We start from the raw sequence: 25,123 nt of genomic DNA, 5'->3' as shown, positions 1-25,123 counted from the left end.
TTGATGACAGAGACCGTAGCCGGTGCTATGGAGTTCGACCTCCCGGACGAGCACCGGCTGATGCGCGACTCGGTGCGGGACTTCTGCGAGAACGAGATCGCCCCGATCGCCCAGGACATCGAGGACGAACACCGGTTCCCCGCCGAGGTGTTCGACGAACTCGGGAAACTGGACGTGATGGGCGTCCCCATCGGCGAGGAGTGGGGCGGGCTGGGCGGCGACCAGTTGATGTACGCGCTGGTCTGTGAGGAGCTGGGCCGCGTCTCCGGCTCTATCGGTCTCTCCTACGCGGCACACGTCTCGCTCGGTTCGAAGCCCATCGAGTCGTTCGGCACCGACGAGCAGAAAGAGCGGTGGCTCGAACCGCTCGCGCGGGGCGACCACCTCGGATCGTGGGCGCTGACCGAGCCCGGCAGCGGCAGCGACGCCAGCGACATGGACACCACCGCGGCGCGAGACGGCGACGAGTACGTCATCAACGGCACGAAGCAGTTCATCACGAACGCGAACGTCGCCGGGTCGATACTGGTGAAGGCCGTCACGGAACCGGACGCGGGCTACGACGGCATTTCGACCTTCGTCGTCTCGCCCGAGGACGACGGCTGGGAGGTGACAACGGTGTGGGAGAAGATGGGACTGAACGCCTCGCCGACCTGCGAACTCCAGTTCGACGACTGCCGGATTCCCGAAGACCGCTTGCTCGGCGAGGAGGGCGACGGCTGGGACCAGACCAAGCGGACGCTGAACGGCGGGCGAATCTCCATCGCCGCGCTCTCGGTCGGCCTGGCGCAGGGGGCCTACGAGGCCGCGAAATCCTACGCCACCGAGCGCGAGCAGTTCGACCAACCTATCTCGAAGTTCGACGCGGTGCGGGATAAGATCGTCGAGATGGACCGCAAGATAGAGCGCGCCCGACTGCTCACCCACAAGGCCGCGGCGGCCTACGACGCGGGCGACGCCGACGACCTCACCCGCCTGGCCGCGCTGGCGAAGCTCGACGCTAGCGAGATCTGCCGGGAGGTCGCCGAAGACGCCGTGCAGGTGCTCGGCGGCTACGGTTACACCACCGACTTCGCGCCCCAGCGGTTCTACCGCGACGCGAAACTGATGGAGATCGGCGAGGGGACCAGCGAGATCCAGCGGCTGGTCCTCGGGCGCGAACTCGGGCTCTGAGCGCACGCTCGGCGGAACTCACTCCCCGTTGTCCGTGACGATGGTGACCGGCACGTTCGCCGCGTCCACGACGGCGAAGGCGGCGTTGCCCGACGCTAACCGGCCGGCGAGCCCCTTCGATTCGTGCCCCATGACGATGTGGGTGATATCGACGTCGGCGGCCACTTCGAGCAGTTCGTGGCCGACGCGGGTCCCCGGACGCGGTCCCGACCGACCGACGTGTTCGAGCGAGACCGTCCCGACGACGGCCTCGTCGACGAGGCGCTCTCGGATCTCGTCTCGCACCTGTTTCGCCTCGGCGTCGGCGAACTCGTCGCTCACCAGGTGAACGACGTACAGCTCTTCGTCCAGTCCGCGACCGAGTCTGATGGCGGTCTCGAGAACCTCCCCGGACGCGTGGTCGTCGTCGATGGCCACGAGGATGGTCATACGGGCACCACGACGGCCGCCGATATAGCGGTTACCGCCGAAGACAGTCAGTTCCGGGGATCACGATGTGGCCTTCAGGTTGTGGACGGCGTCGAGCCAATCGACGACGTCGGCGGTCGGCTCCAGCGCCGCGACGATCTCCTCGGCGTCCTTGTACGCCATCGGCGCTTCGTCGCGGACGCTCTCGACGACCGATTCCGAGTAGACGCCGGCCATCGCGTCGGCGAACTCGTCCATCTCGACCACGTCGTGGGCCTCCCCGCGACTCATCACTCGCCCCGCGCCGTGGGGCGCGGTCTGCTGGAACTCGTCGTTGCCCTTCCCGCGGGCGAGGACCGACCCCTCGGCCATGTTGAACGGGACGACGAGCCGCTGGCCCTCGCGGGCGGGCGTCGCGCCCTTGCGAATCGTCATGTCCCTGAAGTCGATGTAGTTGTGGATGCTCTGAAAGCGCTCGACGGGGTCGATACCCAGCGCCTCGCAGATGGCGTCGCTCATCAGTTCGCGGTTCCAGCGGGCGTACTGCTGGGCGAACAGCATGTCGACGTAGTAGCCGTGGGCCTCTCGGCCCTCCAGCCAGTCGAGGTCGCTGTCCCGGTCCCCGTCGTCGCCGACGTGTGGACCGAGCGACCCGAGCGCGTCGAAGGCGTCCTCGATGTCTTTCCCGTCGAGTTCCCGGCGCAGGCGGTCCTTCTCGATGTGCGACTCGCCCTTGCCGCCGGTGACCCACTCGTAGAGGTCGCCATCGCCGACCGTCTCGGGATCGAACTTGAGGTAGTCGGCGTACTCCTCGGGGATCTCCTCGCGGATGGAGCCGATGGCCCGCCGGTCGGTCGCTTTCGACTGCCAGAACTCCGCGACCGATTTGCCCAGATAGCGAGAGCCGCTGTGGACGACGAGCCAGTAGTCGCCGCTCTCGCGGGCGCGGGCGAACTCGACGAAGTGGTTGCCGCCACCGAGCGTCCCGGCGCTCTGGATGACGTGGCCCATCCCCTGTCGCTGGTCGGCGAGCACTCGCTCACAGAGCGACTCGAAGTACTCGCCGTCGTAGCCGTCGAAGTCGAACTCGACGGGGTCGATGCGCTCGCCAAAGCGTGCCTCGAAGGCCTCGTCGAACCCCTCGAACACGTCGTTGGCTCGCTCGAAGGGGAACTCGGAGACGAGGTGGGGCGCGTCGTCGTAGTCGTGGACCGACCGCCCCATCGGGACGGCCTCGCGGACGCGGCGCTCTCGCTCTCCGTCTTCGAGCGGGAGCGAGTCACCGAGGTTCGTCGCCGCCATCCCGCAGCCGACGTCGACGCCGACGACGTTCGGAACGATCCGGTCGCCGAGCGGCATCGTGAAGCCGATGGGCGCGCCCGCGCCCCAGTGCGTGTCGGGCATCACCCGGACCGGTTCGGTGAACGCCGGGTGGTCGACGAGCGACTGTATCTGGTCGAGACAGCCCGCCTCGACCAGCGATTCGTCCTCGACCATCACGCGCGCCGTCGTGTACTCGCCGGGCAGTTCCAGTGCCATGCTGCCGTGGCTACTCGGGAGCGAGGTTTGAAGCTCACGGTGGGGCGTCGCGCCGTCGCACACGCCCCCACGGATATAAGTTCGAGTCCGAACGAATCTATTCAAACAATCGCCCACAATACGTCGCCTCACCCGACGCAGGACCGTTTTCAGTTCGCGGGAACGCGCTCCTATTTATATACTCGTCTCGGCCGGAGTTGCACATGTGAGGTAACGATGTCCTACCAAGCAACCAACCCCCTGGCCGACGAGTTCGAACTCGGGCTGGACGGGCCGCTGACGGCGTACTGGCTGGCGTTCCTGCGAGTGGTCACCGGCTGGTGGTTCTTCCACGCCGGCGCGACCAAGCTCGTCGAGAACGGGCTGGCGTTCACCTACGGGCCGGCCTACCTGCAGCAGATGACTGGCACGGCGCTCGGTCCCATCCCGGTCTGGATGGGGAACAACCTCGCGTGGCTCATCGCGCCGGGGGTCCCCCTGTTCGAGACGCTCATCGGACTGGCACTCATGGCGGGCGCGCTCACCCGGCTGGCGGCCTTCGGCGGGGCCGTCTTCATGACCCTGTTCTGGGTCGGCAACGCGGGGTTCGGGCACGGCCTGGTCAACGGCGACCTGATGGGCCTGCTCCTGTTCGTGACCGTGATGGTCGGCGGCGCCGGCCGGTACTACGGCCTCGACGCGGTCATCGAGAGACTGGCGTTGGTGGAGCGCCACCCCAAACTCCGCTACCTACTCGGCTGACGAGGTGACAAGGCATGACTGACATCATCGACGAGGCGGCGATGGCACTGAGCGGCGGACTGATGCTGCTGGGCATCGTGGGCCTGGGCATCGTAGAGATGCTCGCCGGCGCGCCCTATGGGGCGGCCCCGGTGACGAACGAGGCGGGCGAGATCGTGGCGACGCCGATGGTCGACCCGACCGTCCGAACCGGTCTGGTCATCGCGGGGCTGGTCGTCCTGGGCCTGTACGCGGCCTACCGGATCGCGACCCCGGCCGACGCGGCTGACGTGGCGAAGGGCCACGAGACGATGGCCGACTGAGCGCTCGTCCCGACACTTTTTCTCGTCGCCGCGCTTCTCGCCGGTAATGCTCGACGCAGGCGACCCCGCACCGGACTTCGACTTAGAGGGCACCGCAGGCGAGGGCGTCGGCGCCTATCGACTCTCCGCGGCGACCGGCCGGGCACCCGTGCTGGTCGCGTTCTACGCCGAGGACTTCGCGCCGGCCTGTCGCTCGTATCTCGAAGCGCTCCGCGACACCGACTGGGGGGCGCTGACCGACGCCATCGCCGTCTTCGGCGTCGCGCCCGGCAGTCTGGAGGACCACCGAGCCTTCGCGTCCGACCTCGAACTGCCGTTCCCGCTGTTGGTCGACCACCCCGGCGTCGATGCGCAGTTCGGCGTCCAGCGACCCGACGGCTCGACGCGCCGAGCGGCGTTCCTCGTCGACGGCCGGTGTCGCGTGCGATTCGCGTGGGCCGACGAGCGCGAGGCACCGAACGGCGACCCGCCGGACCTCTCGGCGGTGTTGGACGCCGTCGAGTCGCTCTAGTCCCGCCACTCGCGTTCGAGCAGTCCGTAGAGGTAGACGTCTTCGTAGCCCCCGTCGCGGTACCAGTGATCGCGCATGACGCCCTCGCGTTCGAACCCGACTTTCTCCAGCACTCGCTTCGACCCCTGGTTGTCGGCGACGGCCCGCGCGTGGACCCTGTGGAGGCGGAGCTGCTCGAACGCGTGGCCGAGGAGCGCCCGCACCGCGTCGGTAGCGTACCCCTTTCCCCACGCGTCGGGGACGAGGTAGCAGCCGATTTCGGCGTTGCCGATGCGCGTATCGAGGTCCCGCAGGCCGACGGTACCGACGGGGTCGCCGTCGTCACAGATCAGGAAGTGGACGTCGTCGGCGTCGGGGTCGGTGACCGACTCGACCCACTCGCGCTCCGCCCGTTCGGTCTTCGGGCGGGCGAACGAGAGGCCGGTTCGGACCTCGGGGTCGTTGATGGTCTCGTAGAGGAACGACACGTCGTCGTCACCGATGACGTGGAGCGTCACCTTCTCACCGCGGAGAAAGGCGGGTCCGGGCATACCTCGCAATCGCCGGCGGCCGACAACAGCGTTTCGACGGTGTGACACGACGACTCGTGCCCGTCCTCGAGAGCGATACGCCAAAGGCGGTCCCACCCCCTCGTCGTGGCATGGGAACACCGTTGGAGAGCCGCGGAGCGCAGGCCGAGGAAGTCGTCGACCGACTCCACGAGGAGTACCCCGACTCGACCATCTCGCTGAACTACTCGAACCGGCTGGAACTGCTGGTCGCCGTCGTCCTCTCGGCGCAGTGCACCGACGAGCGCGTCAACGAGGTGACCGCCGAGCTGTTCGAGAAATACGAGACGCCCGAGGACTACGCCGCGGCCAGCGAGGAGCAACTGGCCGAAGACATCTACGGCATCACCTTCCACAACAACAAGGGCGGCTACCTGAAGGGGATCGGCGAGAAGATCGTCGCGGAACACGGCGGCGAGGTCCCTGATACGATGTCGGAACTGACCGAGTTTCCGGGCGTGGGTCGCAAGACGGCCAACGTCGTCCTCCAGCACGGCCACGACGTCGTCGAGGGCATCGTCGTCGATACGCACGTCCAACGCCTCTCGCGCCGCCTCGGCCTGACCGAGGAGGAGCGCCCCGAGGCCATCGAGCAGGACCTCTTGGAGGTCGTCCCCGAGACGGAGTGGCAGCAGTTCACCCATCTGCTCATCGACCACGGCCGCGCGGTCTGCGGCGCGCGCACGGCCGAGTGCGGCGAGTGCGTGCTGGCCGACATCTGTCCCTCGGAGAAGGGCGACAGCGAGGTCGACCTCGCCAGCGGCGAGCCGTGGTGACTAGCCGGGGAAGAGGACGAGCCGGCCGATGACGTAGCCGAGGTACAGGACGAGCATGGTCCCGCCCTCTCGTCGGCCGAGCGACCCGTCGCCGACGAAGCGGAGATACGCGAAGAGCCCGGCCCCGACGGCGAGTTTGAACGGCAGGTCCCAGAGGATTACCGACGGCGGGACGGCGTACGTCGAGACGACGCCCCCGAGACCGATACCGATCAGCGGGTTGACGACGTTGCTGCCGACGAGCGTCCCGAGCGCCAGCGCGGGCGTGCGGCGGCGGATCGATTCGATGACCGTCGTGAGCTCGGGGAGCGCCGCGGCGATGCCCACGGTGACGACGCCGAGCATCGACCCGCTGAGGCGGAGGCGGTCGACGGTCGCTTCCACGACGCTGAGGACGACGAACGCGCTCGCGAGGACGAGCAAGAGCGCTCCCGCGGCGACCGCCGCATCCCGCCCGACTCGCGTGCTCTCCTGGGGCACCTCCGCGAGCACGGCGCGGTCCACCGGCTCGCTGAACCGACGGTAGGCGTAGCCGGCGAACGCGAGGAGGAGGACAGCACCGTCGAGTCGAGAGATCGTGCCGTCGACTCCGAGGGCCAGAAGCAGGACGAACGCGCCTAGCATCGGGAGGTAGCTCGACCGCAGGAACGATTTCGTCGGCCTGTATCGACCGTAGCCGACGAACAACACGCCCATCAGGAAGAGCTGTTGGGCCGTCGACGCGCCCATGTTCGCGCCGATGACGGTCCCCGAGGCGACGACGTACTCCAGGCGTCCGCCGAGGATGCCGACCGACGCGACGAGGTGCGTGCCGATCTCGGGGAGGCTCGTGCCGATCGACAGGACGAACATCCCGACGAGGTCCTCGGAGACGTCGAAGTGCCGCGCCAGCGCGAGCGAGCGGGCGACGGCCGTGCCGGCCCCCTTCACGAGCGTCACGAGCGCGACCGTCCCGGCGGCGAGTTCCAGTATCGTCGCTGTATCGAGCGCTACCATGTCGACGTGCTCTCTCCCATCTGCTCGGCACGCGGCCCACCCACCTGAGATTTTGGTGTGTCCGTCACAGCACGTACCGGAGGACGAACCGGACCACGCCGACGAGGTAGGCGAGTATCCAGAAGATGACGTAGCCGAAGACGCCGATGCGCAGGCGCGAGCGCCAGTGGCTCATCCGCTCGCCGCCGATCTCGTCCATCAGCAGGTCCTCGTCGTAGTCGTTGTAGAGGTCGTGCTCGCGCTTGGCGCTGAAGATGCGGACGATACCGGTCCCACCGAACAGGAGGAGGGCGTACGCCTGAAGACCGAGGTAGGCGTGGACCGCCGAGAGGCCGCCCAACTGGTCGACGAGCCGGGGAGCCATCCAGAACAGCATCGGTACCGTCGTCAGGACCAGCCCCGTGACGACGAACTTCAGGTGGTGCATCAGCACCCCCCACGTGACCGGCTCGGTCTCGATGATGTAGTACGCGCCGTAGAGAAAGCAAGGCAGGCTCAGCGTCACCGACACGAGCGCCACCGTGGCGACCAACCAGTCCGACACCATAGCCGCTCGTTAGGGCACGACGCGCTAAAACGTGCCGAATGCGGTCGGTCAGAAGGCGTAAGTCCGAGGAAAGCCAAGTAGCCGACGATGGCAGACACCGACTCGACGTCATCCGCGGCGGACGCCGACGAGGACCCCGGTCGAGAGTCGGCCGCGGCGGCCGACGGGTCGGACGCCGCCTCAGCGAGAGAGGACGGACGCGGCGAGAGCCTCGACACCGAGGCGCTCCGAGAGCAGGTCGAGGAGAAGTACGACTTCGACGACTTCGGCCCAGCGGACATGGCCGAGATGACCGCCGAGGAGTGGGACGTGGCCTTCGACGACGAGTCGTGGATCACCGGCGACGAACTGCTCGATCGCGTCGCGCGCGACCTCCGCAACCGCGTGGCGAATCGGGACGTCTTCGCCCGCGTCGAACGCCACCGCGAACCGCCGCGCGTGCTGGCGTACTCCGACGAGGGGTACGCGGTCGTCTACCCCGACGGCAGCGTCGAGGGCGAGGGGACGGTGCTGCGCGACGTGAAACCGACCATCGCGCTCGCGTCGATGGATTCCTACGAGGTGCCCGAGACGGTGTCCGAGAACCCCCTTCCCGACCCCGAGGCGGTGGCGGAGGGCGGCGGCGAGCTCGGAAACTTGATGTTACAGGTCATCGCCGGCGCGCAGTTGCTCGCCGGGGTCGTCCTCCTGGTCGGCGGAGTGCTCGCCGTTGCAGGCGTCCTCGGCGGGCCCGGAACGAACGTCGTCGCGCTGTTCGTCGCCGGCCTCGCGTTCGTCGGGATCGCGCTGGTCCTCTTCTTCACCGTCGCCAACGCGCGCCTCTCCGATAAGTTCCGCGCCGAGGAGTACCGCGACCGGCTCAGAGCGGTCGGCTTAGCGGACGGCGAGCGACCCGACTTCGTCCCCGAACTCGAACCCCAGAACGAACGGGACCGGACGGAGCGCGACGAGACCGACGAAGCCGGGGCATGACGGTGCCTGCGGGCGGTATCCGGTGGGTTTATACAAACACAGTCCTGAGTCTCGGACGTATATGAACAGGCGGGAGTTCGTCCGGACTGCAGGGGGTGCCGCAGGCGCTGCGGCGACCCTCGGAACCGCCGGCACGGCCGCTGCCCAGGAAGAGGGCGGCGGCGGCAACGGTTCGAGCGGCGGTGGCGGCGGCGGCAACACAGCCCCGGATTACGGTAACTGGTTCAGTAACGTCGGTAACTTCGCCGGCCCCGGGAGTACGGTCGACGAGACCGGCAGCAGCGAGGTGACGGTGACGGTCGGTGCCCAAGGGAACGGCGGCGCCTTCGCGTTCGCCCCGCCCGCCGTTCACGTCGACAACGGCGCGACGGTCAAGTGGGAGTGGACCGGCAACGGCGGCGGCCACAACGTCCTCTCGGAGGGCGAGGGACCGCTCGACTCCGGCAGTACCGTTTCCAGCGCCGGCGTCCACTACGAGTACACCTTCGAGGAAGACGGCATCTACAAGTACTTCTGCAGCCCCCACCGGGGCAACGGGATGAAGGGAGCCATCGTCGTCGGGTCGGAGTATCCGACGACGAACCTCAACAGCGGCGTTCAGGAGGTCAACCCCCACGAGGCCGGTGTGCCCATCCAGCCCCACTACGTCGGCTTCGGCGCGGGGCTGGCGGTCATCATCCCCCTCATCTTCACGTTCTTCCAGCTGAAATACGGTGAATCGCCGCACACGAGCGGAGGGAACAACTGATGGCATCGGAAGGCTCCACGTACGGTGACATCCACCGCTACGAACCCCCCCGAGAGAGCACGGCCGCGGCGGTCGGAATCGTCCTCCTGACGCTCATCCAGATCGTCCTCGTCGGGTTGTTCACCTACGGGATGCTCACCGGGTGGGCGTCCGGTATCGGGACGAAACTGACGGTGCGCCTCATCGAGGCCAACATGTTCCTCGGCGGCGTCCTGACCGTCATCTTCCTCGACCTGGCGTTCGTCATGCTCCTGTACCGCAAGGAGTTCCTCCCCGACGTGATGATCGTCAAGAAGCGCCGTCGCAAGTGGGAGGACCTCTACGTCCGACAGGACCAGGTCGACGGTTCCACGGTGGGCGGCGACAGGGACGAACTCGTTGAGTCTATCAAACGCGCGGTCTACCCCTATTACAAGAAATAATGCCACTAGACGAAGACAAGTATCCAGCCGAGACCGGCCGAAGACGCTTCGTAAAGGGCGTCGTCGGAAGCGCCGCGCTCTCAAGCGTCGGCGTCGGTGGTGCCGCGGCCGTAAGCGCCACCACGGACGCCGCCGGGGAGGGTGGCGGGACGACGAACTTCGTCGCCGTAGAGAACGTCGACGGCCCCGCGCCCCGCGGGATGCCGATCATCCCCCTCACCATCGAGGGCGGCGAACTGACCGGCGTCTGGCCGGAGTTCAGCGAGGAAGAGGGCGTCGCCATCGCGAAGAACTTCGGCGGAAGCGGCATCGACTACTCCTCCGCCTGGTTCCAGTACTGCGGCGTCCAGAGCTCGCCGGGCATCTACCCGCAGGCCGAGCGGACGAACACGTTCCTCAGCAGTCCCGGCAGCTACGAGTGGCAGAGCGAAATTCCGCAGGGAGAGCCCCTCACCGTCGAGATGTTCGACGACTACAAGGAGTGGGGTAACGGCATCGGCAGTTCGGGAGTCGGAAAGCCGGCCGGTGCGGTGTGGCGTTCCGACGCCGGAGAAGACGGCGTCCCCGTTCAGATAATCCGCTCGACCCACGTCGAGAAGATGGCCAACGGCGAAGGCCAGTACAGCGACCTCTCGAGCGACATTCAGAGCTTCATCTCCGCGGCCACCCAGAACGGATTCATCGCGTGGCTGAACAAGTGTACGCACTTCTGCTGTGTCCCCGGTTTCAAGACGCAGGCCGGAAGCGCGAGCTTCGGTGCCGCGAACCTCATCTACTGCCAGTGTCACCAGTCGGTGTACGACCCGTTCAGCCCGGTCAAGAAACAGTTCGTCGCGCTCCCGCGACCCCCGCAGACAGATTAGACAATGAGCCTCGAACGCAAAGACGAACACGACCACAAAGGCTGGATGGAATCGCGCGAGCTATCGCCGCTCGAATCCATCTACCTGACCACGCTCATCTGGCTCGACAAGCGGCTCCGGGTCGTCGACTACCTGGAACTGCTCGAAGACCTCTACTACAAGGTCAACATGCAGATGCCGAAGAGCCACACCGAGCAGTACAACCTCGACAACAAGTTCTGGTACTGGTACCCGCTGTACGCGCTCGGGTCGTTCTCGACCGTCGCGTACATCGTCGCCGCCATCTCGGGCGCGCTGCTGGGCTTCTACTACGCCCCGGCCGCCGCGGCCGCCGACGGGACGCCGACGGTGGCGTACGACTCGGTGATGCTGATCATGGGCCAGCTCAACCTCGGCTACTTCCTGCGCTCGGTCCACCGCTGGGCCGCGCAGGTGATGGTCGCCGCGGTGTTCCTGCACATGCTTCGCGTCTACTTCACGGGCGCGTACAAGGAGCCCCGCGAGCTCAACTGGCTCATCGGCATCGTCCTCATCTCGCTGACGCTGGTGTTCGGCTACACCGGCTACCTGCTCCCCTGGAGTCAGCTGTCGTACTGGGCGGGTCAGATCGGCGTCGAGATGTCGCTGTCCATCCCGCTCATCGGAGAGTGGGTGGCACAGCTGATGTTCGGCGGCTTCACCCTCTCACAGTCCACGCTGCAGCGGATGTACATCCTGCACGTGTTCTTCCTGCCGTTCATCACGACGGCGCTCGTCGCCGTCCACATCGGCATCGTCTGGATGCAGGGCATCGCGGAACCACACTGATACCATGAGCGAAAACGACACCGACGACGACGTTCGCACAGACGGCTCGGGCGGCGGCGGGATCGTCGCACCTGACGACGAGACGCCCACCTGGTCCGAGCGCAAGCAACGCAAACAGGGCCTCTCGCGGCTCACCTACGAGTACTTCGAGCGAGCGCGACGCGAGGACCAGGACCTGCGCCAGCAGTCCGACTACGTCGAGCGCGACGTGCTCGGGTTCCCGGCCTGGCCCCACGAGATGATACGGAACCTCGCGCTGACGAGCTTCTTCGTCGGGATGATCCTGTTCGTCTCGGCGGCGCTCCCGCCGGAGATGCCGAACCCGGCGAACTCGGGCGTGACGCCCGCTATCATCCTGCCGGACTGGTATCTCTACTGGTCGTTCGGCCTCCTCAAGCTCGGGCCGCTCAACCCGAACCTGAGCATCTTGGGCGGACAGAAGCTGATGGCCGACCGGACCTACGGCGTGCTGGCGAACGTCGTCGTCGTCGGCTTCGTCGCCATCGTCCCCTTCCTCAACAAGGGCTCCGCGCGCCGTCCGGTCGAACAGCCGTTCTGGGCGGCCGTCGGAATGGCCGGCGTCATCTTCAGCTTCACCATCGCCGCGCTGTCCATCAAGAACCTGGTTCCGATGGACTCGCACCTGCTATTCGACCTGACGTTCCTCCTCCCGATCGTCTGTGCGACCATCACCTACGCGGTGTTGAAGGCGATGCGCGAGGGGTACATGTTCGACCTCAACCGCCGGTACTACCGGCTCAGGCCGCCGAAGTAGCGGCTTTCGATTTTTCGTCGCGATTCACTTCGAATCCGCGGGCCAACAGTATTGTAGCCTCGGCGTCATTTATCTCGCATGACCGACGTGGTCGTCGTAGACGGCGCTCGCACCGCACACGGAGCCCTGCTCGGGAAACTCTCGGAGCGTTCGGCGACGGCGCTCGGACGGGCCGCCGTCGAGGGGGTTCTCGATCGCACCGGCGTCGAACCCGACGTCGTCGACTGGGTCTGCCTCGGCAACGCCGTCCAGGCGGGCGTCGGACAGGTGCCCGCGCGGCAGGTCGTCGTCGACTCCCCGCTGCCCGACGACTGCCCGGCGACGACGACCAACGAGGCGTCGGGGTCCGGCCTGCGGGCGATCGCGACCGCCGTCGACCGCATCGACGCGGGTCGAGCGTCGACGTGTCTCGCCGGCGGAATGGAGTCGATGTCGAACGCGCCGTATCTCGTCCGCGAGCTGCGCGGCGGCCGCCGTCACGGCGACACGACGCTCGTGGACGCGATGATACACGACTCGCTGTGGGACGAGAGCTACGACGCTCATATGGGGACGCTCACCGACCGCATCGCCGAGCGCTTCGACATCTCCCGGGAGGCACAGGACGAGTACGCCCGGCGGAGCAACCACCGCGCGGCCGACGCCATCGAAGCGGGCCTCTTCGAGCGGGAGATCGCGCCCGTGGAGGTCGGTGACCGTCTCGTCACCGAAGACGAGGGACCGCGCCCCGAGACCACCGTCGAGCGGTTGGCGACGCTCCCGCCGGCGTTCGGCGAGGAGGGGACGATAACGGCCGGCAACGCCTCGAAACTCGCCGACGGCGCGGGAGCGGTGTTGCTCGCCGACGCGGAGACGGCCGACGCCGCGGGCGTGGGGCCGATGGCACACGTCGAGGACTACGCCGTTTCCTACCGCGACCCCGCGGAGTTCTCGCTGGCCGTCGCCGACGCCGTCTCGGAGCTACTGGACGAGAACGACCTCTCGGTGGCGGACGTGGACCACTTCGAACTCAACGAGGCCTTCGCCGCGCAGATGGTGTACGTCGCCGACGAGCTCGACATCCCGCCGGAGAAACACAACCCGCTGGGCGGCGCGGTCGCGCTCGGCCACCCGATCGGTGCGAGCGGCGGCATCCTCGCGACGACGCTCGTCTACGCGATGGAGCGCGAGGATTTGGACAGAGGCGTGGTGGGGATGAGCGTCGGCGGCGGGGGCGCGATAGCGATGTCGTTGGTGCGGTAGTCCCGCCCGGCGGCTACTCACCGAGCGCGGAAATCGGGAGCATTATCGGGGCGGCACTCACGCGAGAGAGTATGACACGATTCTCCGAGCGCGTCGAACAGGTGTCGATCTCGGGCATCCGCGAGGTGTTCGAGGCCGCCGGCGAGGACGCAATCAACCTCGGCCTCGGCCAGCCGGACTTCCCGACGCCGGACCACGCCCGCGAGGCGGCCGTCGAGGCCATCCGCGCCGGTAAGGCCGACGCCTACACGTCGAACAAGGGAACCGAGTCGCTCCGCGAGGCCATCGCCGAGAAGCACGCCCGCGACAACGACTTCGACGTCGACCCGAACGACGTCATCGCCACCTCCGGCGGGAGCGAGGCGCTGCACATCGCGCTGGAGGCCCACGTGAACGAGGGCGAGGAGGTACTCTTCCCCGATCCCGGCTTCGTCTCCTACGAGGCGCTGACCCACCTCGCCGGCGGGACGCCGAAACCGGTCGAGCTGCGCGAGGACCTGACGATGGACCCCGACGACGTCGAGGCGGCGATCACCGACGACACCGCCGCGTTCGTCGTCAACTCGCCGGCCAACCCCACCGGCGCGGTGCAGTCGCCCGACGACATGCGCGAGTTCGCCCGCATCGCCGCCGAGCACGACGTGCTCTGCGTCTCGGACGAGGTGTACGAGAAGCAGGTGTTCGACGGCGAACACCGCTCGCCGGCGGCGTTCGACGACACGGGTAACGTCGTCGTCGTCAACGCCTGCTCGAAGGCCTACTCGATGACCGGGTGGCGACTCGGGTGGGTCACCGGGTCGAACGAGCGGATCGAGCGGATGTTGCGGGTCCACCAGTACGCGCAGGCCTGTGCCTCAGCGCCGGCGCAGTACGCCGCGGAGGCGGCGCTCACCGGGCCGCAGGAACCGGTCGCGGAGATGCGCGAGGCCTTCGAAGAACGCCGTGACGTCCTCCTCGCCGGCTTCGAGGAGATGGGGCTTGCGTGTCCGACGCCGAAGGGCGCGTTCTACGCGATGCCGAAGGTGCCGGACGGCTGGGTCGAGGAGGTCATCGACCGCGGCGTCATCGTCGTCCCGGGCGACGCCTTCGGCGAGCACGGCGACGGGTACGCCCGCATCTCCTACGCGACGGACATGGAGACACTGAAAGAGGCCATCGACATCATGGCCGAGGCCACGGCCGCCGTGAAAGCCTAATTCGGGCCGAAACCCGGCGAAGCGTCATAGTCGTCGGGGTCCTAGTCTCGCGCGATGAAACACCTCGCGCCGTCGAACGTCCCGGTCTACGAGACGACCGACGAGCAACGGGCCATCTGGGAGCGATGCGCCGAACGGGGACAGCCGGTCATCGCCGTCCGGAACGCGACCCGCGGCCACATCGTCAAGTACGACCTTCAACACCTCGACCGACAGCTCTCGCCGTCAGTCGTCCAGCAGTTGCGCGACCGGGTCCGGTCGCGGCGGCCGTACCCGACTGGGACCGATCCGATCTCGGAGACGGAGGGCGTCGGCGGCGAAGCCGGCCCGGTGTCGGGCGAGCTCCACGCGCCGACGGAGGCCGCCGCACGCGAACTGGCGTCCCACATCTCACAGTTCGTGTTAGACCGGGACAACTGGCGATAGTTCGCTCCTAGGGGGCGGTAGCGTACGAGAATTTTTCAGTCGCGCGACCCTCGCTACCGTATGGCAGTTTCTCGACGTGGAGCGGGGCCGCTCGCCGCGGGGCGGGCGCTCGCTTCGCAGGTCCATCCGGTGTTCATGCTCCCGCCGCTGGCCACGTCGCTGTTCGGGGCCGTGCTCGCCGGCGACGTCTCGCTCCCCGTCGCGGGGCTGCACGCCGCCGCCATGTTCTTCGCCGTCTACACCGCCCACGTCAAGGACGGCTACGTGGACTTCCACCTCCGCGGCGAGGACGAGGACCATCCGCTGACCGTCGGCGGCTGTCGGGGTGCGCTCGTCGCCGCCGGCATCGGGTTCGCGTGCTGTACGGCGGGTCTATGGCTCCTCGCCGGCCCCGGTGCGGCCCTGCTGACGCTGCCGACGTGGGTCATCGGCTACGCGCACGCCCCGCAACTGGACCTCAACCCCGTGGGCGCGACGATGGGCTACCCCGCCGGCATCGCCCTCGCGCTCCTCGGCGGTTACTACGCGCAGGCGACGGCGCTCAGCCCCCGCGTGCTCGGGCTGGCCGCCGTCTTCCTCTGCTTGCTCACGGGCATCAAGGTGATCGACGACGAGAAGGACTACGACTACGACAGCTCCATTCAGAAACGCACCGTCGCCGTCGTGCTGGGACCGGCGCGGGCCAGACGGTTCGCGCTCGCTCTGTTGGTGGCGGCGATGGCCGGCGTCGTCGGCCTCGCGGTCGCGCTCCCCGGCATCCCGCCGAGCGCCGCCGGCGCGGCCCTCGTCTTCGGCGTCGTCGCCGCCGTCGCTCAGCGCGCGGAGTCGGAGTTGGCGACGATGCTGCTGATACGAGGGTCGTACCTCTTTTTGGCCGTGTTGGTCGCGGCAGTGTGGTTCCGACCGCTGGCGTGAGCGACGAGCGACAGCGACCTCGTGGCGCTCAGTTGTCGCTGACGATCTTGATGACCGAGCCCTCTTCGAGTTCCTCCTCGTCGCTGATACGCATCCCCTCGCGGGCGTCGACGGCGTGGATGTAGCCGTCACCGATGTCCGAGTGGACGGCGTAGGCGAGGTCCTTCGGCGTCGAGCCGCGGGGAAGCAAGAAGGCGTCGGGGAGGACGTTCCCCTGGCCGTCGGTCCACTTCGCGTCGTTCTGGACCGGATACGCCGTGATGTGGTCCAGCAGGTCGTAGACGGCGGTGTCCATCGCTCCCTGGACGCCGGTGCCGCCGTGCTCGGCCATCACCTCGCGGATGCGCTCCAAGCCGTCGCGTTGCTGGTCGCTCACGTCGCCGACGATCTCGAAGCCCGGGTCGCCGGGGTCGTAGGCGACCACGCCCGCCTCCGCGGCCTTGCGTAGCGCCAACTCCCCGTCGGCGGTGGCGGGAACCACTCTCTCGGCGGCATCGCGGAGCCGCTCGACGTTGCCCTCGGGCGCGATGTCGGCCTTGTTGGCGACGACGACGATGGGTTTCGTCCGTCGGCGGATCTCGCGGGCCAGCGCCTCGCGGTGGTCATCGGTCCACGCGATCGGGTCCTCGGGGTACTCTAAATCACGCAGCGTCCGCGCCACGTCGAGTTCCGTCGCACCGACGCCGGTCAGCATGTCCACGAGCGCCTCGTCCAGATCGAAATCCGGCGAGCGGGACTGCCGCTCGACGGACTCCCAGTTCCGGGAGACGATGCTCGCGAGCCAGAGGTCCATCTCCTCCTCGACGAAGTCCACGTCCTCGACCGGGTCGTGTTCGCCGACCTCGACGGGTTCGCCCTCCTCGTCGGTCCCGCCGGAGGCGTCGACGACGTTGAGGATGACGTCGGCGTTGGTGAGTTCGTCGAGGAACTGATTCCCGAGACCGCGGCCCTCGTGTGCGCCCGGGACGAGACCGGCCACGTCGATGAGTTCGACGGGGACGTAGCGCTTGCCGTCGTGACAGTCGTCGTCGCCGCAGCGCTCCTCGCGGTCGAGGCAGGGGCAGTCGGTGCGGACGTGACTGACGCCGCGGTTGGCGTCGATGGTCGTGAACGGGTAGTTGCCCACGTCCACGTCGGCCATCGTCGCCGCCTTGTAGAAGGTAGACTTCCCGGCGTTGGGCTTGCCGGCGAGTGCGATAGAGAGCATGCCACCACGTACCAGTGACCGCGGAAAGGGGGTTTCGGTTCGCGGGTCGCCGAATCGCTTCCGACCGGGACCTCAGAACGAGCCCCGGTCCAGCGTTTCGAGGTGGGCGACCGTCCCACGGTGAGCGTCGTCGTCGAACGACTCCACGCGGGCGAGGACGCGACAACCGACGAGGTTCCGCGACCCGTCGACGAACGAGAGCCGCGTTTCGCCGACCAGGGCGTACAGGTCGCCCTCGGCGTCGTCGTAGTCCGTGACGTACACCTCGATCTCCTCGCCCGCCTCGAAGGAGGGCGTCGTCGTCCGGAACGTCGCTCCGGCGAGGAACATGTCGAGAATGCTCATACGCGACTCACCTCGTCGGAGCGGCGGTCAGTGGTGTACTCCAGCCCGAAACCGGTCAGTGCCGACAGCAGGAACACGAAGAACAGCAGCCACCCGTGGAAGACGAACGGCCAGACCTGGATGGGATTGACCACCATCGCCTCGGTGAACCACTCGTACTGGTCGGGCAGGCCCTGCATCGTCGCGAAGCCGACGAGGACGCCACCGGCCCACGGGAAGATGTAGCCGAGCGCCGAGGTGTTCGCGTCGAGGATGTTCGCCCGCCGGTAGCCGTTGATGTTGTACTTCTGGCCGATGCGGGCGATGTACGGCGCGATGGCGATCTCCGCGGCGGTGTTGATCGTGATCATGGAGTTGACGAAGGCGGTGCCGACCACCATCGTCGTCTCGGCGCTGCGGACGCCCGTGGCGACGTTGTCGAGCAGCCAGTCCTGGATGGCCGCGAAGCCCCCGCCGCGGATCATGATCTCCGAGCCGGCGATGATGAGGAGGACGAGCACGATGAGCGGGAAGAACCCGGCCGCGCCGCTGTACAGCGACCCGGTCACGCCGGCGTTGCCCGGGTCGACGATCTCGACGATCGGCAAGCCGGCGACGGCACCGGCCGCGACCGAAGTGTCGGGGACGCGAAACAGGAGCACCGCGCTCAGCGGCGCGAGGCCGAAGACGAGGTTGAAGACGACGGCAACGACCAGTCCCCAGGAGACCGCTTCGACGATGTGTCGCCCCATGACGGCCGTCACGATGACGACGAGCATCGAGAGGAGGTGGACCAGACCGGCCGGTTCGCTGTTCTCGATGAACAGGTCCTGGGCCTGCTGGGAGATGTCGAGGCCGGGCATCGCGCCGCCGGCGACGACGTACGCCGCGAACGCGAAGACGGCGGCGACGATGGCGTACTTGAACCGCGAGGCGACGACGCCGCCGATGTCGGCGTCCTGGGTTACCGCGCTCACGATGGTGGTGTCGCTCACCGGCGCGAGGTTGTCGCCGAAGACGGCCCCCGAGAGGATGGCGCCGAACAGGAGGACTGGGTTCGCACCGAGCAGGATGCCGGCCGGGAAGAACAGCGCGGTGAACGCCACTGTCGTCCCGTAGCCCGTGCCGATGCCCGTCGCGAGCAGCGCGGCGAGGATGAACGTGACCGCCGGGAACAGCGCCGGACCGACCGCGGCGGCGTCGGCCGCCCAGACGAGGCCGCCGACGAAGCCGCCCGCTTGGAGCGTGTTCGCGAACATCCCCGCCCAGAGCCAGGCGACGACGGCCGTCGCGGCGACACGCTTGGTCATCCCGTCGAAGATGGTGTTGGCGTAGTCCGTCCAGTCACCCTTCACGAAGAACATCCCGACGATGAGCGAGACGAGCATACCGGCGACGAGCCCGGTCGTGTCGCCGATCCTGAACAGGCCGCTCTGGACGATCGCCCACAGGACGAACAGCGCGATGGGCAGGACGCTCGTCCAGCGCCCACCGTAGAACTCGATTCGATCCACGTCCGGCCCCGAGATCGCGTCGATCTCGGGCGACTCGTCGGAGGGAGCGTCTACCATGTGTTATGACTCCTGATAAGGACCACGACAGAGAGTGGCACAATAACCGTTTCCCCGACCGAGAGCGACGCTCGAACTCGCGTCAGGGCGTTCGCGAGCGAGCGGCGGCTATCGAGAATCGCGTCGCAATCAGATATCGCGTCGGGAGCGTCGCTACTCGCTCGCCTCGGCGGCATCGCCGTCGGTTTCCGGTTCGTTCTCGCCCTCTTCAGTCGACTCAGTATCGTCTGGGGTGTTTTCCGCCGCTTCGTCGTCCGCCGCTGTTTCATCCGCTTCCGTTTCGTCTGCTTCGACTTCCTCCGTATCGTCGGTGTCGGTCGCTGTTTCGCGCTCCTCGTCCGTCTCGGCGTCGTCTCCGTCGTCGTCGGCCGCTTCGAGTTCCTCGGCCATCTCCGCCATCGCGGCGGCGGACTCGTCCGGTCGGGAGAGCACTTCGTCGGTGTGCATCCGCATCCCGTCGCGGGCGCGGATCTTCCCGTCGACCGTGGCGTTCTCGTGGAGTTCGACCGTCGACGCGGAGATGTCGCCCCAGATCTTCGCGCCGGGACCGACGCGCACGTCGCCGTTGCGGGTGGTCACGTCGCCCTTGATCTCGGTCCCCTTCCCGACGACGACGTCCTCGCGGCCGCGTAGGCTGCCGAATATCACGTTGTCGCGGCCGACCTCCAGCGATTCGGCGCGGATGTTGCCGTGGAGGCGGCAGTCGTCGCCGATGGTCGCCGGCGTCGAGACGCGCCACGCGTCGTCGGAGACGCTGGCTCCCCGCGGAATGAGTATCGGCTTCTGGTCGTCGTCCTCGCCGAGCATCTCCTCGACGAGGTCCTGCGCGGCGTCGTCCTCGCCGATGCGGAGGAGCTGCGAGAGGTAGACGAACAGGAAGACGATGGTCGGCATCGGGTTGCGGATGACGATCCAGCCGTTGGCCTCGAAGCCGTTCTCGATGTCGACGTCGTCGCCGATGTCGAGGTCGCCGGCGACGCGCAACTCGCCGCCGATGTGGACGCGCTCGCCGATGTAGGCGTCCTCGCCGACGAGGACGTTGTCCTCGACGTCACACCACATGTCGAGGCGGCAGTCGCCCTCGGCCTCGATGTGGCCGCCGAAGCGCACGCGCTCGTCGGCGATGACCGAGCGGCCGCGGACGCCGAACTCGATGGTGCTCTGCCCGCCGATGATGACGTCGCCGTCCGTGACGAGGTCGTGTTCCTCGACGGTGGTGCCGTCGGGGATCGCGAGTTCCGAGAGCGGGTCAGAGCCGAGTGGCACAGCACAAATAGAGATTCGGACGCTCTTAAACCCTGAGGCAGCGCACGACGCTCGTCTGACGAGTGTCTGACGCGGGCGGACCGTCCCCGAGAGACTATGCTTTTATTCTCACCGCCCCTACGGCTGATATGACCGTTCTCTCGTTCGACGAGCAAGGCGTCGACGTGGTCTACGACGGCACCGAGTTCCGCCTGGAGAAGGAACTCATCGAGGACGCCATCCAGAAGTCCTATCCCGACGTGACCGACCACGAAGTCCTGCAGATAGTCGAACCCGACCCGTCGCTCTCCGGCGAACCGCGGCGTATCGGCGAGATCGTCGAGTGACCACCGCGCCCTCGGCTGGTTCCCACGAAGGCATAATAATCCTTCGAGGGAAAAGTACCGAATATTGATAAACACGCCGCCGTCTTGCGGTCCTACGGCTGGAAAATCGTGGCAAAACCACGCACTGTCGGCAGGCATTTAAGTAGCCAGAACCTGACTGTGAGGTAATGTCAGACCCACGTGTCGCAGGGGCCGGCGTCACCTCGTTCGGGAAACATCCCGAGCGGACCGGCCGCGACCTCTTCGCGGAGGCGGGACTGGAGGCGCTGGACGCTTCGGGCGTCGACCCGGACGACGTCGACGCGCTCTACTACGGGAACTTCATGGGCGAACTCGCCGAACACCAGGGCCACCAGGGACCGCTGATGGCCGAGGCGATCGGACTGGACGTGCCGGCGACGCGGTTAGAGGCGGCCTGTGCCTCCGCCGGGGCAGCCATCCGAGAGGCCGTCAAGAACCTCCGCAACGGCGAGCAGGACGTCGCCGTCGTCGGTGGGGCCGAGCGGATGACCAACATCGGCACCGCCGCGGCGACGGACGCGCTGGCCATCGCCGCCGACGACCTCTACGAGATCCGCGCCGGGATGACGTTCCCCGGCGCGTACGCGCTGATGGCGCGGTCGTACTTCGAGCAGTACGGCGGCGAGCACGAGGACCTCGCGCACATCGCGGTGAAGAACCACGAGCACGCGCTGGTCAACGAACACGCCCAGATCCGAAAGGAGATCACCGTCGAGGAGGCCGTCGACGCGCCGACCATCGCCAGCCCGCTCGGGCTGTACGACTCCTGTCCCATCACCGACGGCGCGGCCGCCGCGGTGTTGACGACCGCCGAGTACGCCGAGGAACACGGACTCGACGCTCCCGTCGCGGTCACTGGCACCGGACAGGGCGGCGACAACCTCGCGCTGCAGGACCGCCCCCACCTCGCACAGACGCCCGCCGCGGACAAGGCCGCGGACGAGGCCTACGCCGACGCGGGCGTCGGTCCCGACGACGTGGACTTCGCGGAGGTCCACGACTGCTTCACCATCGCCGAGGTGCTCGCCATCGAGTCGCTCGGTCTCTACGACCGCGGCGAGGGCATCCACGCGGCGACGAACGGCGAGACGGACCGCCACGGGGAGTTGCCGGTCAACCTCTCGGGCGGCCTGAAGGCGAAGGGCCACCCCGTCGGCGCGACCGGCGTCGCGCAGTTGGCGACCATCGCGTGGGTCTTAGACGGGTCCCATCCCCGCGCCGACGCCGTCCCCGACGGGACGGTCGGTGTCGCCCACAACGCCGGCGGCACCGTCGCCTCTACCACGGTTCACGTCCTGGAGGTGCGAGAATGACGGAGAAAGCTCCCGACGGCGCGTACGACGCGTGGCTGAACGCCATCGAGGACGGCGAGGGTCACTACCTCGAATGCGAGAACGATCACGGCTGGCTTCCGCCGAGGCGAGTCTGTCCGGTGTGTAGCTCCCGCGATTTGAGCGAAAAGTCCCTCCCCGACAGCGGCGAGATCGCCTCGCACACGACCATCACCGTGCCGACGCCGCAGTTCGAGGACGACGCGCCCTACGTGACCGCCATCGCGGACTTCGGACCCGTGTCGGTGACGGGGCTCGTCCGCGGCGTGGACCCCGAAGACGTCGGGATCGGCGACGTCGTCGGCGTCGAAGTCGGCGAGCGCGAGACGACCGGAGACCGAGCCGTCGTGCTCCGACCGCGATAACGCGGTATAGGCGCTTCCGCTACTCTTCTATCTCGGCCGCCGCCGTCTGGTCGCGAACGACGTCGACGAACTCGTCGGGGTGTTCGACGTGCGGTAAGAGCAGCGAGTCGCTGAAGACGACCAGCGTCGCGTCCGCCCGGTCGGCGAGCTCCCGGCCCTCCGAGAGGGGCGAGATGTCGGCGTCCTCACCCCAGACCATCGTGATCGGCACGTCGAGGCCGGCGAGCACCTCGCCGAGGTCCTCCTGCGGGTCGAGGAACCCGGAGACGAACGAGGCGGGCGCGAACCGAGCACCCTGCTGGTGACCGGTCCGCCACTCGTAGTTGAGGATCTCGTCGGTGAGGTTGTCCATGTCGTAGTAGCCGTGGTCCGCGTGGAAGTGCCGCATGGACGGCTTCGAGACGATCAGGTTGAAGATCGTCTGTCCGACGAACGGCGCGCGGAGCACCGAGCGGAGCCAGACGTTCTGGTCGCCCATCGAGGAGTCGGTCGGACAGACGAGGACGAGTTCGGCAACCTCGACCTCGCGGGCGGCGATCGCGGCGTAGGAGGCGGTCAGCGACGAGGCGACCACCGTCGCGTTCTCGCTCTCGTCGGCGAGGAAGTCGCGGACGAAGGTGGTCAACAGGGACGCCGAGTACAGCAGCGGCGGCCGGTCGGAGTGACCGAACCCGGGCAGGTCCGGCGCGAGGACGTGGTAGTCCTCGGCCAACTGCTCGAAGATGGCCTCGAATTCGTGGCTGGAGGCCGCGGCGTTGATGCCGTGGAGGAGGACGAGATCCGGGTTCTCGGGGTCGCCCGCCTCCGTGTAGGCGACGTCGAACCCGCGCCAGCGGTACGTCCGCTGGTCACCGGACAGCAGCGGTTCGAACTCGTCGGCACGCGACTCGAGCACGCGATTGACGACCGCCGTCGTCCCGACCGCGCCGGCGGCGACTCCGAGTGCCTTTCGAAGCTTCATGCACACGTGTACGTGCCGGCCCCTGTTTATACGTACGGGAGCGACCGTGCAGAAACGTTCGTCTCGAACGATGCGAAGCCCTTACATGAGCGAACAGTCGACTGTCGGGTGCCGCGCGTGGCGCTTCGCGTCATCTGCGTGGTTTCCCACCTCGCCCCTCACGGGGCGTTCTACGCGTCCCGCGTCTCGTCCAAACAGGCTCTGAGCGGTTCGAGCACCTCGTCGACGACCGTGTAGGGGTCGGTCTCGCGCGCGACGACTGCGTCGACGTACCCCTCGATGCCGCCGTGACGGTCGAGCTCGCCCGCTATCAGGCCGTTGACGTCCTCTCTGAGTAGGGTCCGGATCTCCGCGGCGACCCGCTGTCGGGCCTGCCGCTCGCGCTTGCCCGTCCGGTCGAGAAAATCGCCGTGGTCCGACAGCGCCTCGATGAACGACTCGACGCCCTCGCCGCGGTTCGCCACCGTCTCGACGATCGGAGGCGACCACGTCTCGCGCTCGTCGCTCGCGTCGCTCCCGTCGGGCGTGTTCCCGCCGGCCGCCTCGCGATGACCGTGATGGCCCGCGTCCCGCGAACTGTTGCTGTTCTGAAGCATCTCGCGCAGTTGTTGGACGGTGCGGTCGGCCCCGTCTAAGTCTGCCTTGTTGACGACGAAGACGTCGCCGATCTCCAGGATGCCGGCCTTCAGCATCTGCACGTCGTCGCCGCTGCCGGGCGGCACGAGGACGGCGACGGTGTCGGCGGTGCGGACGATGTCCACCTCGTTCTGTCCGGCCCCGACGGTCTCGACGATCACCACGTCCTTGCCGAAGGCGTCGAGCGCGGTGACGGCGTCCGTCGTCGCCGTCGAGAGGCCGCCCAGCGACCCGCGGGCGGACATCGACCGGAAGAACACGTCCATGTCGCCGGCGTTCGACGCCATGCGGATGCGGTCGCCCAGCACCGCGCCGCCCGAGAAGGGCGAGGACGGGTCGATGGCGATGACGCCGACGGTCAGTCCCCGGTCGCGGTACGCCGCAGCCACCTTGTCCACGAGTGTGGACTTCCCGGCCCCGGGACTGCCGGTGACGCCGACGACCTCGGCGTGGCCGGTGTGTCGATAGAGGTCCGAGATTATCTCGCGGTAGCCCGGCGAGCGGTTCTCGATCTTCGTGATGACGCGGGCCAGCGCGCTGTGCTTGCCCGCGAGCAGCCCCTCGACGAGGTCCGTCATCGCTCGGGGGCGTGCTCGTGGATGTACGCGATCATCTCGTCCATCGACGCGCCGGGCCCGAATATCTCGTCGACGCCCTGCTCGCGGAGTTCGTCCTTGTCGTCGTCGGGGACGATGCCGCCGACGAGGACGAGTCGGTCGTCGAAGGCGTCGTACTCGCGCAGGCCGTCCAGAATCTTCGGGACCAGCGTGTTGTGCGCGCCCGAGAGGATGGAGATGCCCACGACGTCGACGTCCTCCTGCACGGCGGCCTGCACGACTTCCTCCGGGGCGCGGTGCAGGCCCGAGTAGATGACCTCGAACCCGGCGTCGCGGAGCGCGCGGGCGATGACGTGCGCCCCGCGGTCGTGGCCGTCGAGTCCGACCTTCGCGACCAGACACCTGATAGTCCGCTCGGCCTGCTCCTGCTCGACACTCATGCCAAGAGTTACCACCGCATGCGTTTTGACTCTTGCCCCGTGACCGCCCTCACTAGCAGTATCTACGTACGACGGCCGGACCTCGAAAGCCCTCGACCTTTCAGTCCACCGAGGGACAGCTACGGCAGACTGCCCTTCCCCGAGTCGCGCGATGAAGCGCGCTCCCGGCCCGGCGTTCAGATACTGTGTTCGCGGTAGTAGATCGGGACCG

Annotated in this window: 30 protein-coding genes; 18 read left to right on the top strand and 12 right to left on the bottom strand. The window is 67.7% G+C overall.

Annotation, left to right across the window (positions count from 1 at the left end; all coding sequences use genetic code 11):
• The first annotated feature begins 27 nt into the window (after window positions 1-27).
• Window positions 28-1,173, top strand: a complete 1,146-nt coding sequence (locus tag GO488_RS04955) for an acyl-CoA dehydrogenase family protein (RefSeq protein ID WP_162316684.1) — start codon at window positions 28-30, stop codon at window positions 1,171-1,173.
• 18 nt (window positions 1,174-1,191) lie between these two features.
• On the opposite strand, the gene GO488_RS04950 is transcribed toward GO488_RS04955, so the two are convergent.
• A complete protein-coding gene (locus GO488_RS04950) occupies window positions 1,192-1,602 on the bottom strand; it encodes a universal stress protein (RefSeq protein ID WP_162316683.1) in 411 nt (136 codons plus the stop codon).
• Window positions 1,603-1,662: 60 nt separating this feature from the next.
• Complete coding sequence (locus GO488_RS04945; protein WP_162316682.1) at window positions 1,663-3,120, bottom strand: RtcB family protein; 1,458 nt, start codon at window positions 3,118-3,120, stop codon at window positions 1,663-1,665.
• A gap of 216 nt (window positions 3,121-3,336) precedes the next feature.
• Between GO488_RS04945 and GO488_RS04940 the strand changes: the two genes are divergently transcribed.
• The 3 genes from GO488_RS04940 to GO488_RS04930 are packed head-to-tail and all read left to right on the top strand — an operon-like array spanning window position 3,337 to window position 4,674.
• Window positions 3,337-3,861: a DoxX family protein gene (locus tag GO488_RS04940; RefSeq protein WP_162316681.1), complete on the top strand. Its 525-nt coding sequence runs from the start codon at window positions 3,337-3,339 to the stop codon at window positions 3,859-3,861.
• Window positions 3,862-3,875: 14 nt separating this feature from the next.
• Complete coding sequence (locus tag GO488_RS04935) at window positions 3,876-4,163, top strand: hypothetical protein (protein WP_162316680.1); 288 nt, start codon at window positions 3,876-3,878, stop codon at window positions 4,161-4,163.
• Window positions 4,164-4,209: 46 nt separating this feature from the next.
• Complete coding sequence (locus tag GO488_RS04930) at window positions 4,210-4,674, top strand: redoxin domain-containing protein (RefSeq protein WP_162316679.1); 465 nt, start codon at window positions 4,210-4,212, stop codon at window positions 4,672-4,674.
• Here the strand turns inward: GO488_RS04930 and GO488_RS04925 are convergent.
• Window positions 4,671-5,204 (bottom strand): GNAT family N-acetyltransferase, encoded by a 534-nt coding sequence (locus GO488_RS04925; RefSeq protein ID WP_162316678.1) that lies wholly within the window; start codon window positions 5,202-5,204, stop codon window positions 4,671-4,673. The genes GO488_RS04930 and GO488_RS04925 overlap by 4 nt on opposite strands.
• Window positions 5,205-5,314: 110 nt before the next feature.
• Between GO488_RS04925 and nth the strand changes: the two genes are divergently transcribed.
• Window positions 5,315-5,998, top strand: a complete 684-nt coding sequence (gene nth / locus GO488_RS04920; protein ID WP_162316677.1) for an endonuclease III — start codon at window positions 5,315-5,317, stop codon at window positions 5,996-5,998.
• Here nth and GO488_RS04915 read toward each other — a convergent pair whose 3' ends face one another.
• Together GO488_RS04915 and GO488_RS04910 are read right to left on the bottom strand one after the other, a co-directional pair.
• A complete protein-coding gene (locus tag GO488_RS04915) occupies window positions 5,999-6,994 on the bottom strand; it encodes a sodium:calcium antiporter (protein WP_162316676.1) in 996 nt (331 codons plus the stop codon). It lies immediately after the preceding gene.
• Window positions 6,995-7,058: 64 nt separating this feature from the next.
• On the bottom strand, window positions 7,059-7,541 hold the full coding sequence (locus GO488_RS04910) for a DUF7321 family protein (RefSeq protein WP_162316675.1): 483 nt from the start codon (window positions 7,539-7,541) through the stop codon (window positions 7,059-7,061).
• Between the two features lie 87 nt (window positions 7,542-7,628).
• Between GO488_RS04910 and GO488_RS04905 the strand changes: the two genes are divergently transcribed.
• The 10 genes from GO488_RS04905 (at window position 7,629) to GO488_RS04860 (ending at window position 15,907) form a co-directional block, all read left to right on the top strand.
• Window positions 7,629-8,513, top strand: coding sequence for a DUF7319 domain-containing protein (locus GO488_RS04905; RefSeq protein ID WP_162316674.1), 885 nt, complete (start codon window positions 7,629-7,631; stop codon window positions 8,511-8,513).
• 61 nt (window positions 8,514-8,574) lie between these two features.
• Window positions 8,575-9,261 (top strand): halocyanin domain-containing protein, encoded by a 687-nt coding sequence (locus GO488_RS04900; protein WP_162316673.1) that lies wholly within the window; start codon window positions 8,575-8,577, stop codon window positions 9,259-9,261.
• A complete protein-coding gene (locus tag GO488_RS04895) occupies window positions 9,261-9,683 on the top strand; it encodes a DUF7318 family protein (protein WP_162316672.1) in 423 nt (140 codons plus the stop codon). Before GO488_RS04900 ends, GO488_RS04895 begins: the two co-directional genes overlap by 1 nt.
• Window positions 9,683-10,546 (top strand): ubiquinol-cytochrome c reductase iron-sulfur subunit, encoded by an 864-nt coding sequence (locus GO488_RS04890; RefSeq protein ID WP_162316671.1) that lies wholly within the window; start codon window positions 9,683-9,685, stop codon window positions 10,544-10,546. Before GO488_RS04895 ends, GO488_RS04890 begins: the two co-directional genes overlap by 1 nt.
• A gap of 3 nt (window positions 10,547-10,549) precedes the next feature.
• Window positions 10,550-11,353 (top strand): cytochrome b, encoded by an 804-nt coding sequence (locus GO488_RS04885; RefSeq protein ID WP_162316670.1) that lies wholly within the window; start codon window positions 10,550-10,552, stop codon window positions 11,351-11,353.
• Between the two features lie 4 nt (window positions 11,354-11,357).
• Window positions 11,358-12,128, top strand: coding sequence for a cytochrome b family protein (locus GO488_RS04880; protein WP_162316669.1), 771 nt, complete (start codon window positions 11,358-11,360; stop codon window positions 12,126-12,128).
• Window positions 12,129-12,206: 78 nt separating this feature from the next.
• Window positions 12,207-13,370 carry a thiolase family protein gene (locus tag GO488_RS04875; protein ID WP_162316668.1) on the top strand — a complete coding sequence of 388 codons (1,164 nt, stop codon included), beginning with the start codon at window positions 12,207-12,209 and terminating at the stop codon, window positions 13,368-13,370.
• 71 nt (window positions 13,371-13,441) lie between these two features.
• The gene (locus tag GO488_RS04870; RefSeq protein ID WP_162316667.1) at window positions 13,442-14,566 is read left to right on the top strand and encodes a pyridoxal phosphate-dependent aminotransferase; all 1,125 of its coding nucleotides are present in this window, start codon (window positions 13,442-13,444) and stop codon (window positions 14,564-14,566) included.
• 54 nt (window positions 14,567-14,620) lie between these two features.
• Window positions 14,621-14,992 (top strand): hypothetical protein, encoded by a 372-nt coding sequence (locus tag GO488_RS04865; RefSeq protein WP_162316666.1) that lies wholly within the window; start codon window positions 14,621-14,623, stop codon window positions 14,990-14,992.
• Window positions 14,993-15,052: 60 nt separating this feature from the next.
• Window positions 15,053-15,907, top strand: coding sequence for a UbiA family prenyltransferase (locus GO488_RS04860; protein ID WP_162316665.1), 855 nt, complete (start codon window positions 15,053-15,055; stop codon window positions 15,905-15,907).
• A 28-nt stretch (window positions 15,908-15,935) separates the two neighbouring features.
• Here GO488_RS04860 and GO488_RS04855 read toward each other — a convergent pair whose 3' ends face one another.
• From GO488_RS04855 to GO488_RS04840, 4 genes are all read right to left on the bottom strand, one after another.
• On the bottom strand, window positions 15,936-17,114 hold the full coding sequence (locus tag GO488_RS04855; protein WP_162316664.1) for a redox-regulated ATPase YchF: 1,179 nt from the start codon (window positions 17,112-17,114) through the stop codon (window positions 15,936-15,938).
• A gap of 72 nt (window positions 17,115-17,186) precedes the next feature.
• On the bottom strand, window positions 17,187-17,459 hold the full coding sequence (locus GO488_RS04850; protein WP_162316663.1) for a DUF7513 family protein: 273 nt from the start codon (window positions 17,457-17,459) through the stop codon (window positions 17,187-17,189).
• Window positions 17,456-19,009, bottom strand: coding sequence for a Na+/H+ antiporter NhaC family protein (locus GO488_RS04845; RefSeq protein WP_162316662.1), 1,554 nt, complete (start codon window positions 19,007-19,009; stop codon window positions 17,456-17,458). Before GO488_RS04845 ends, GO488_RS04850 begins: the two co-directional genes overlap by 4 nt.
• Window positions 19,010-19,162: 153 nt before the next feature.
• A complete protein-coding gene (locus GO488_RS04840) occupies window positions 19,163-20,275 on the bottom strand; it encodes a polymer-forming cytoskeletal protein (protein ID WP_162316661.1) in 1,113 nt (370 codons plus the stop codon).
• A gap of 128 nt (window positions 20,276-20,403) precedes the next feature.
• Here GO488_RS04840 and GO488_RS04835 point away from each other — a divergent pair, with 128 nt between their 5' ends.
• From GO488_RS04835 to GO488_RS04825, 3 genes are all read left to right on the top strand, one after another.
• Window positions 20,404-20,601 (top strand): DUF5800 family protein, encoded by a 198-nt coding sequence (locus tag GO488_RS04835; RefSeq protein ID WP_162316660.1) that lies wholly within the window; start codon window positions 20,404-20,406, stop codon window positions 20,599-20,601.
• Between the two features lie 167 nt (window positions 20,602-20,768).
• Window positions 20,769-21,935 carry a thiolase domain-containing protein gene (locus GO488_RS04830; RefSeq protein WP_162316659.1) on the top strand — a complete coding sequence of 389 codons (1,167 nt, stop codon included), beginning with the start codon at window positions 20,769-20,771 and terminating at the stop codon, window positions 21,933-21,935.
• The gene (locus GO488_RS04825; RefSeq protein ID WP_162316658.1) at window positions 21,932-22,318 is read left to right on the top strand and encodes a Zn-ribbon domain-containing OB-fold protein; all 387 of its coding nucleotides are present in this window, start codon (window positions 21,932-21,934) and stop codon (window positions 22,316-22,318) included. Before GO488_RS04830 ends, GO488_RS04825 begins: the two co-directional genes overlap by 4 nt.
• Window positions 22,319-22,337: 19 nt before the next feature.
• On the opposite strand, the gene GO488_RS04820 is transcribed toward GO488_RS04825, so the two are convergent.
• From GO488_RS04820 to GO488_RS04810, 3 genes are all read right to left on the bottom strand, one after another.
• On the bottom strand, window positions 22,338-23,279 hold the full coding sequence (locus GO488_RS04820; RefSeq protein ID WP_162316657.1) for an alpha/beta fold hydrolase: 942 nt from the start codon (window positions 23,277-23,279) through the stop codon (window positions 22,338-22,340).
• A gap of 170 nt (window positions 23,280-23,449) precedes the next feature.
• Window positions 23,450-24,493, bottom strand: coding sequence for a methylmalonyl Co-A mutase-associated GTPase MeaB (gene meaB, locus GO488_RS04815; RefSeq protein WP_162316656.1), 1,044 nt, complete (start codon window positions 24,491-24,493; stop codon window positions 23,450-23,452).
• Window positions 24,490-24,912 (bottom strand): cobalamin B12-binding domain-containing protein, encoded by a 423-nt coding sequence (locus tag GO488_RS04810; RefSeq protein WP_162316655.1) that lies wholly within the window; start codon window positions 24,910-24,912, stop codon window positions 24,490-24,492. The genes meaB and GO488_RS04810 overlap by 4 nt, the downstream gene beginning before the upstream one ends.
• Between the last annotated feature and the right edge of the window lie 211 nt (window positions 24,913-25,123).

The sequence above is a fragment of the Haloarcula limicola genome (assembly GCF_010119205.1).
Taxonomy (GTDB): Archaea; Halobacteriota; Halobacteria; order Halobacteriales; family Haloarculaceae; genus Haloarcula; species Haloarcula limicola.
This window is presented reverse-complemented; position numbering and strand designations above follow the sequence as displayed.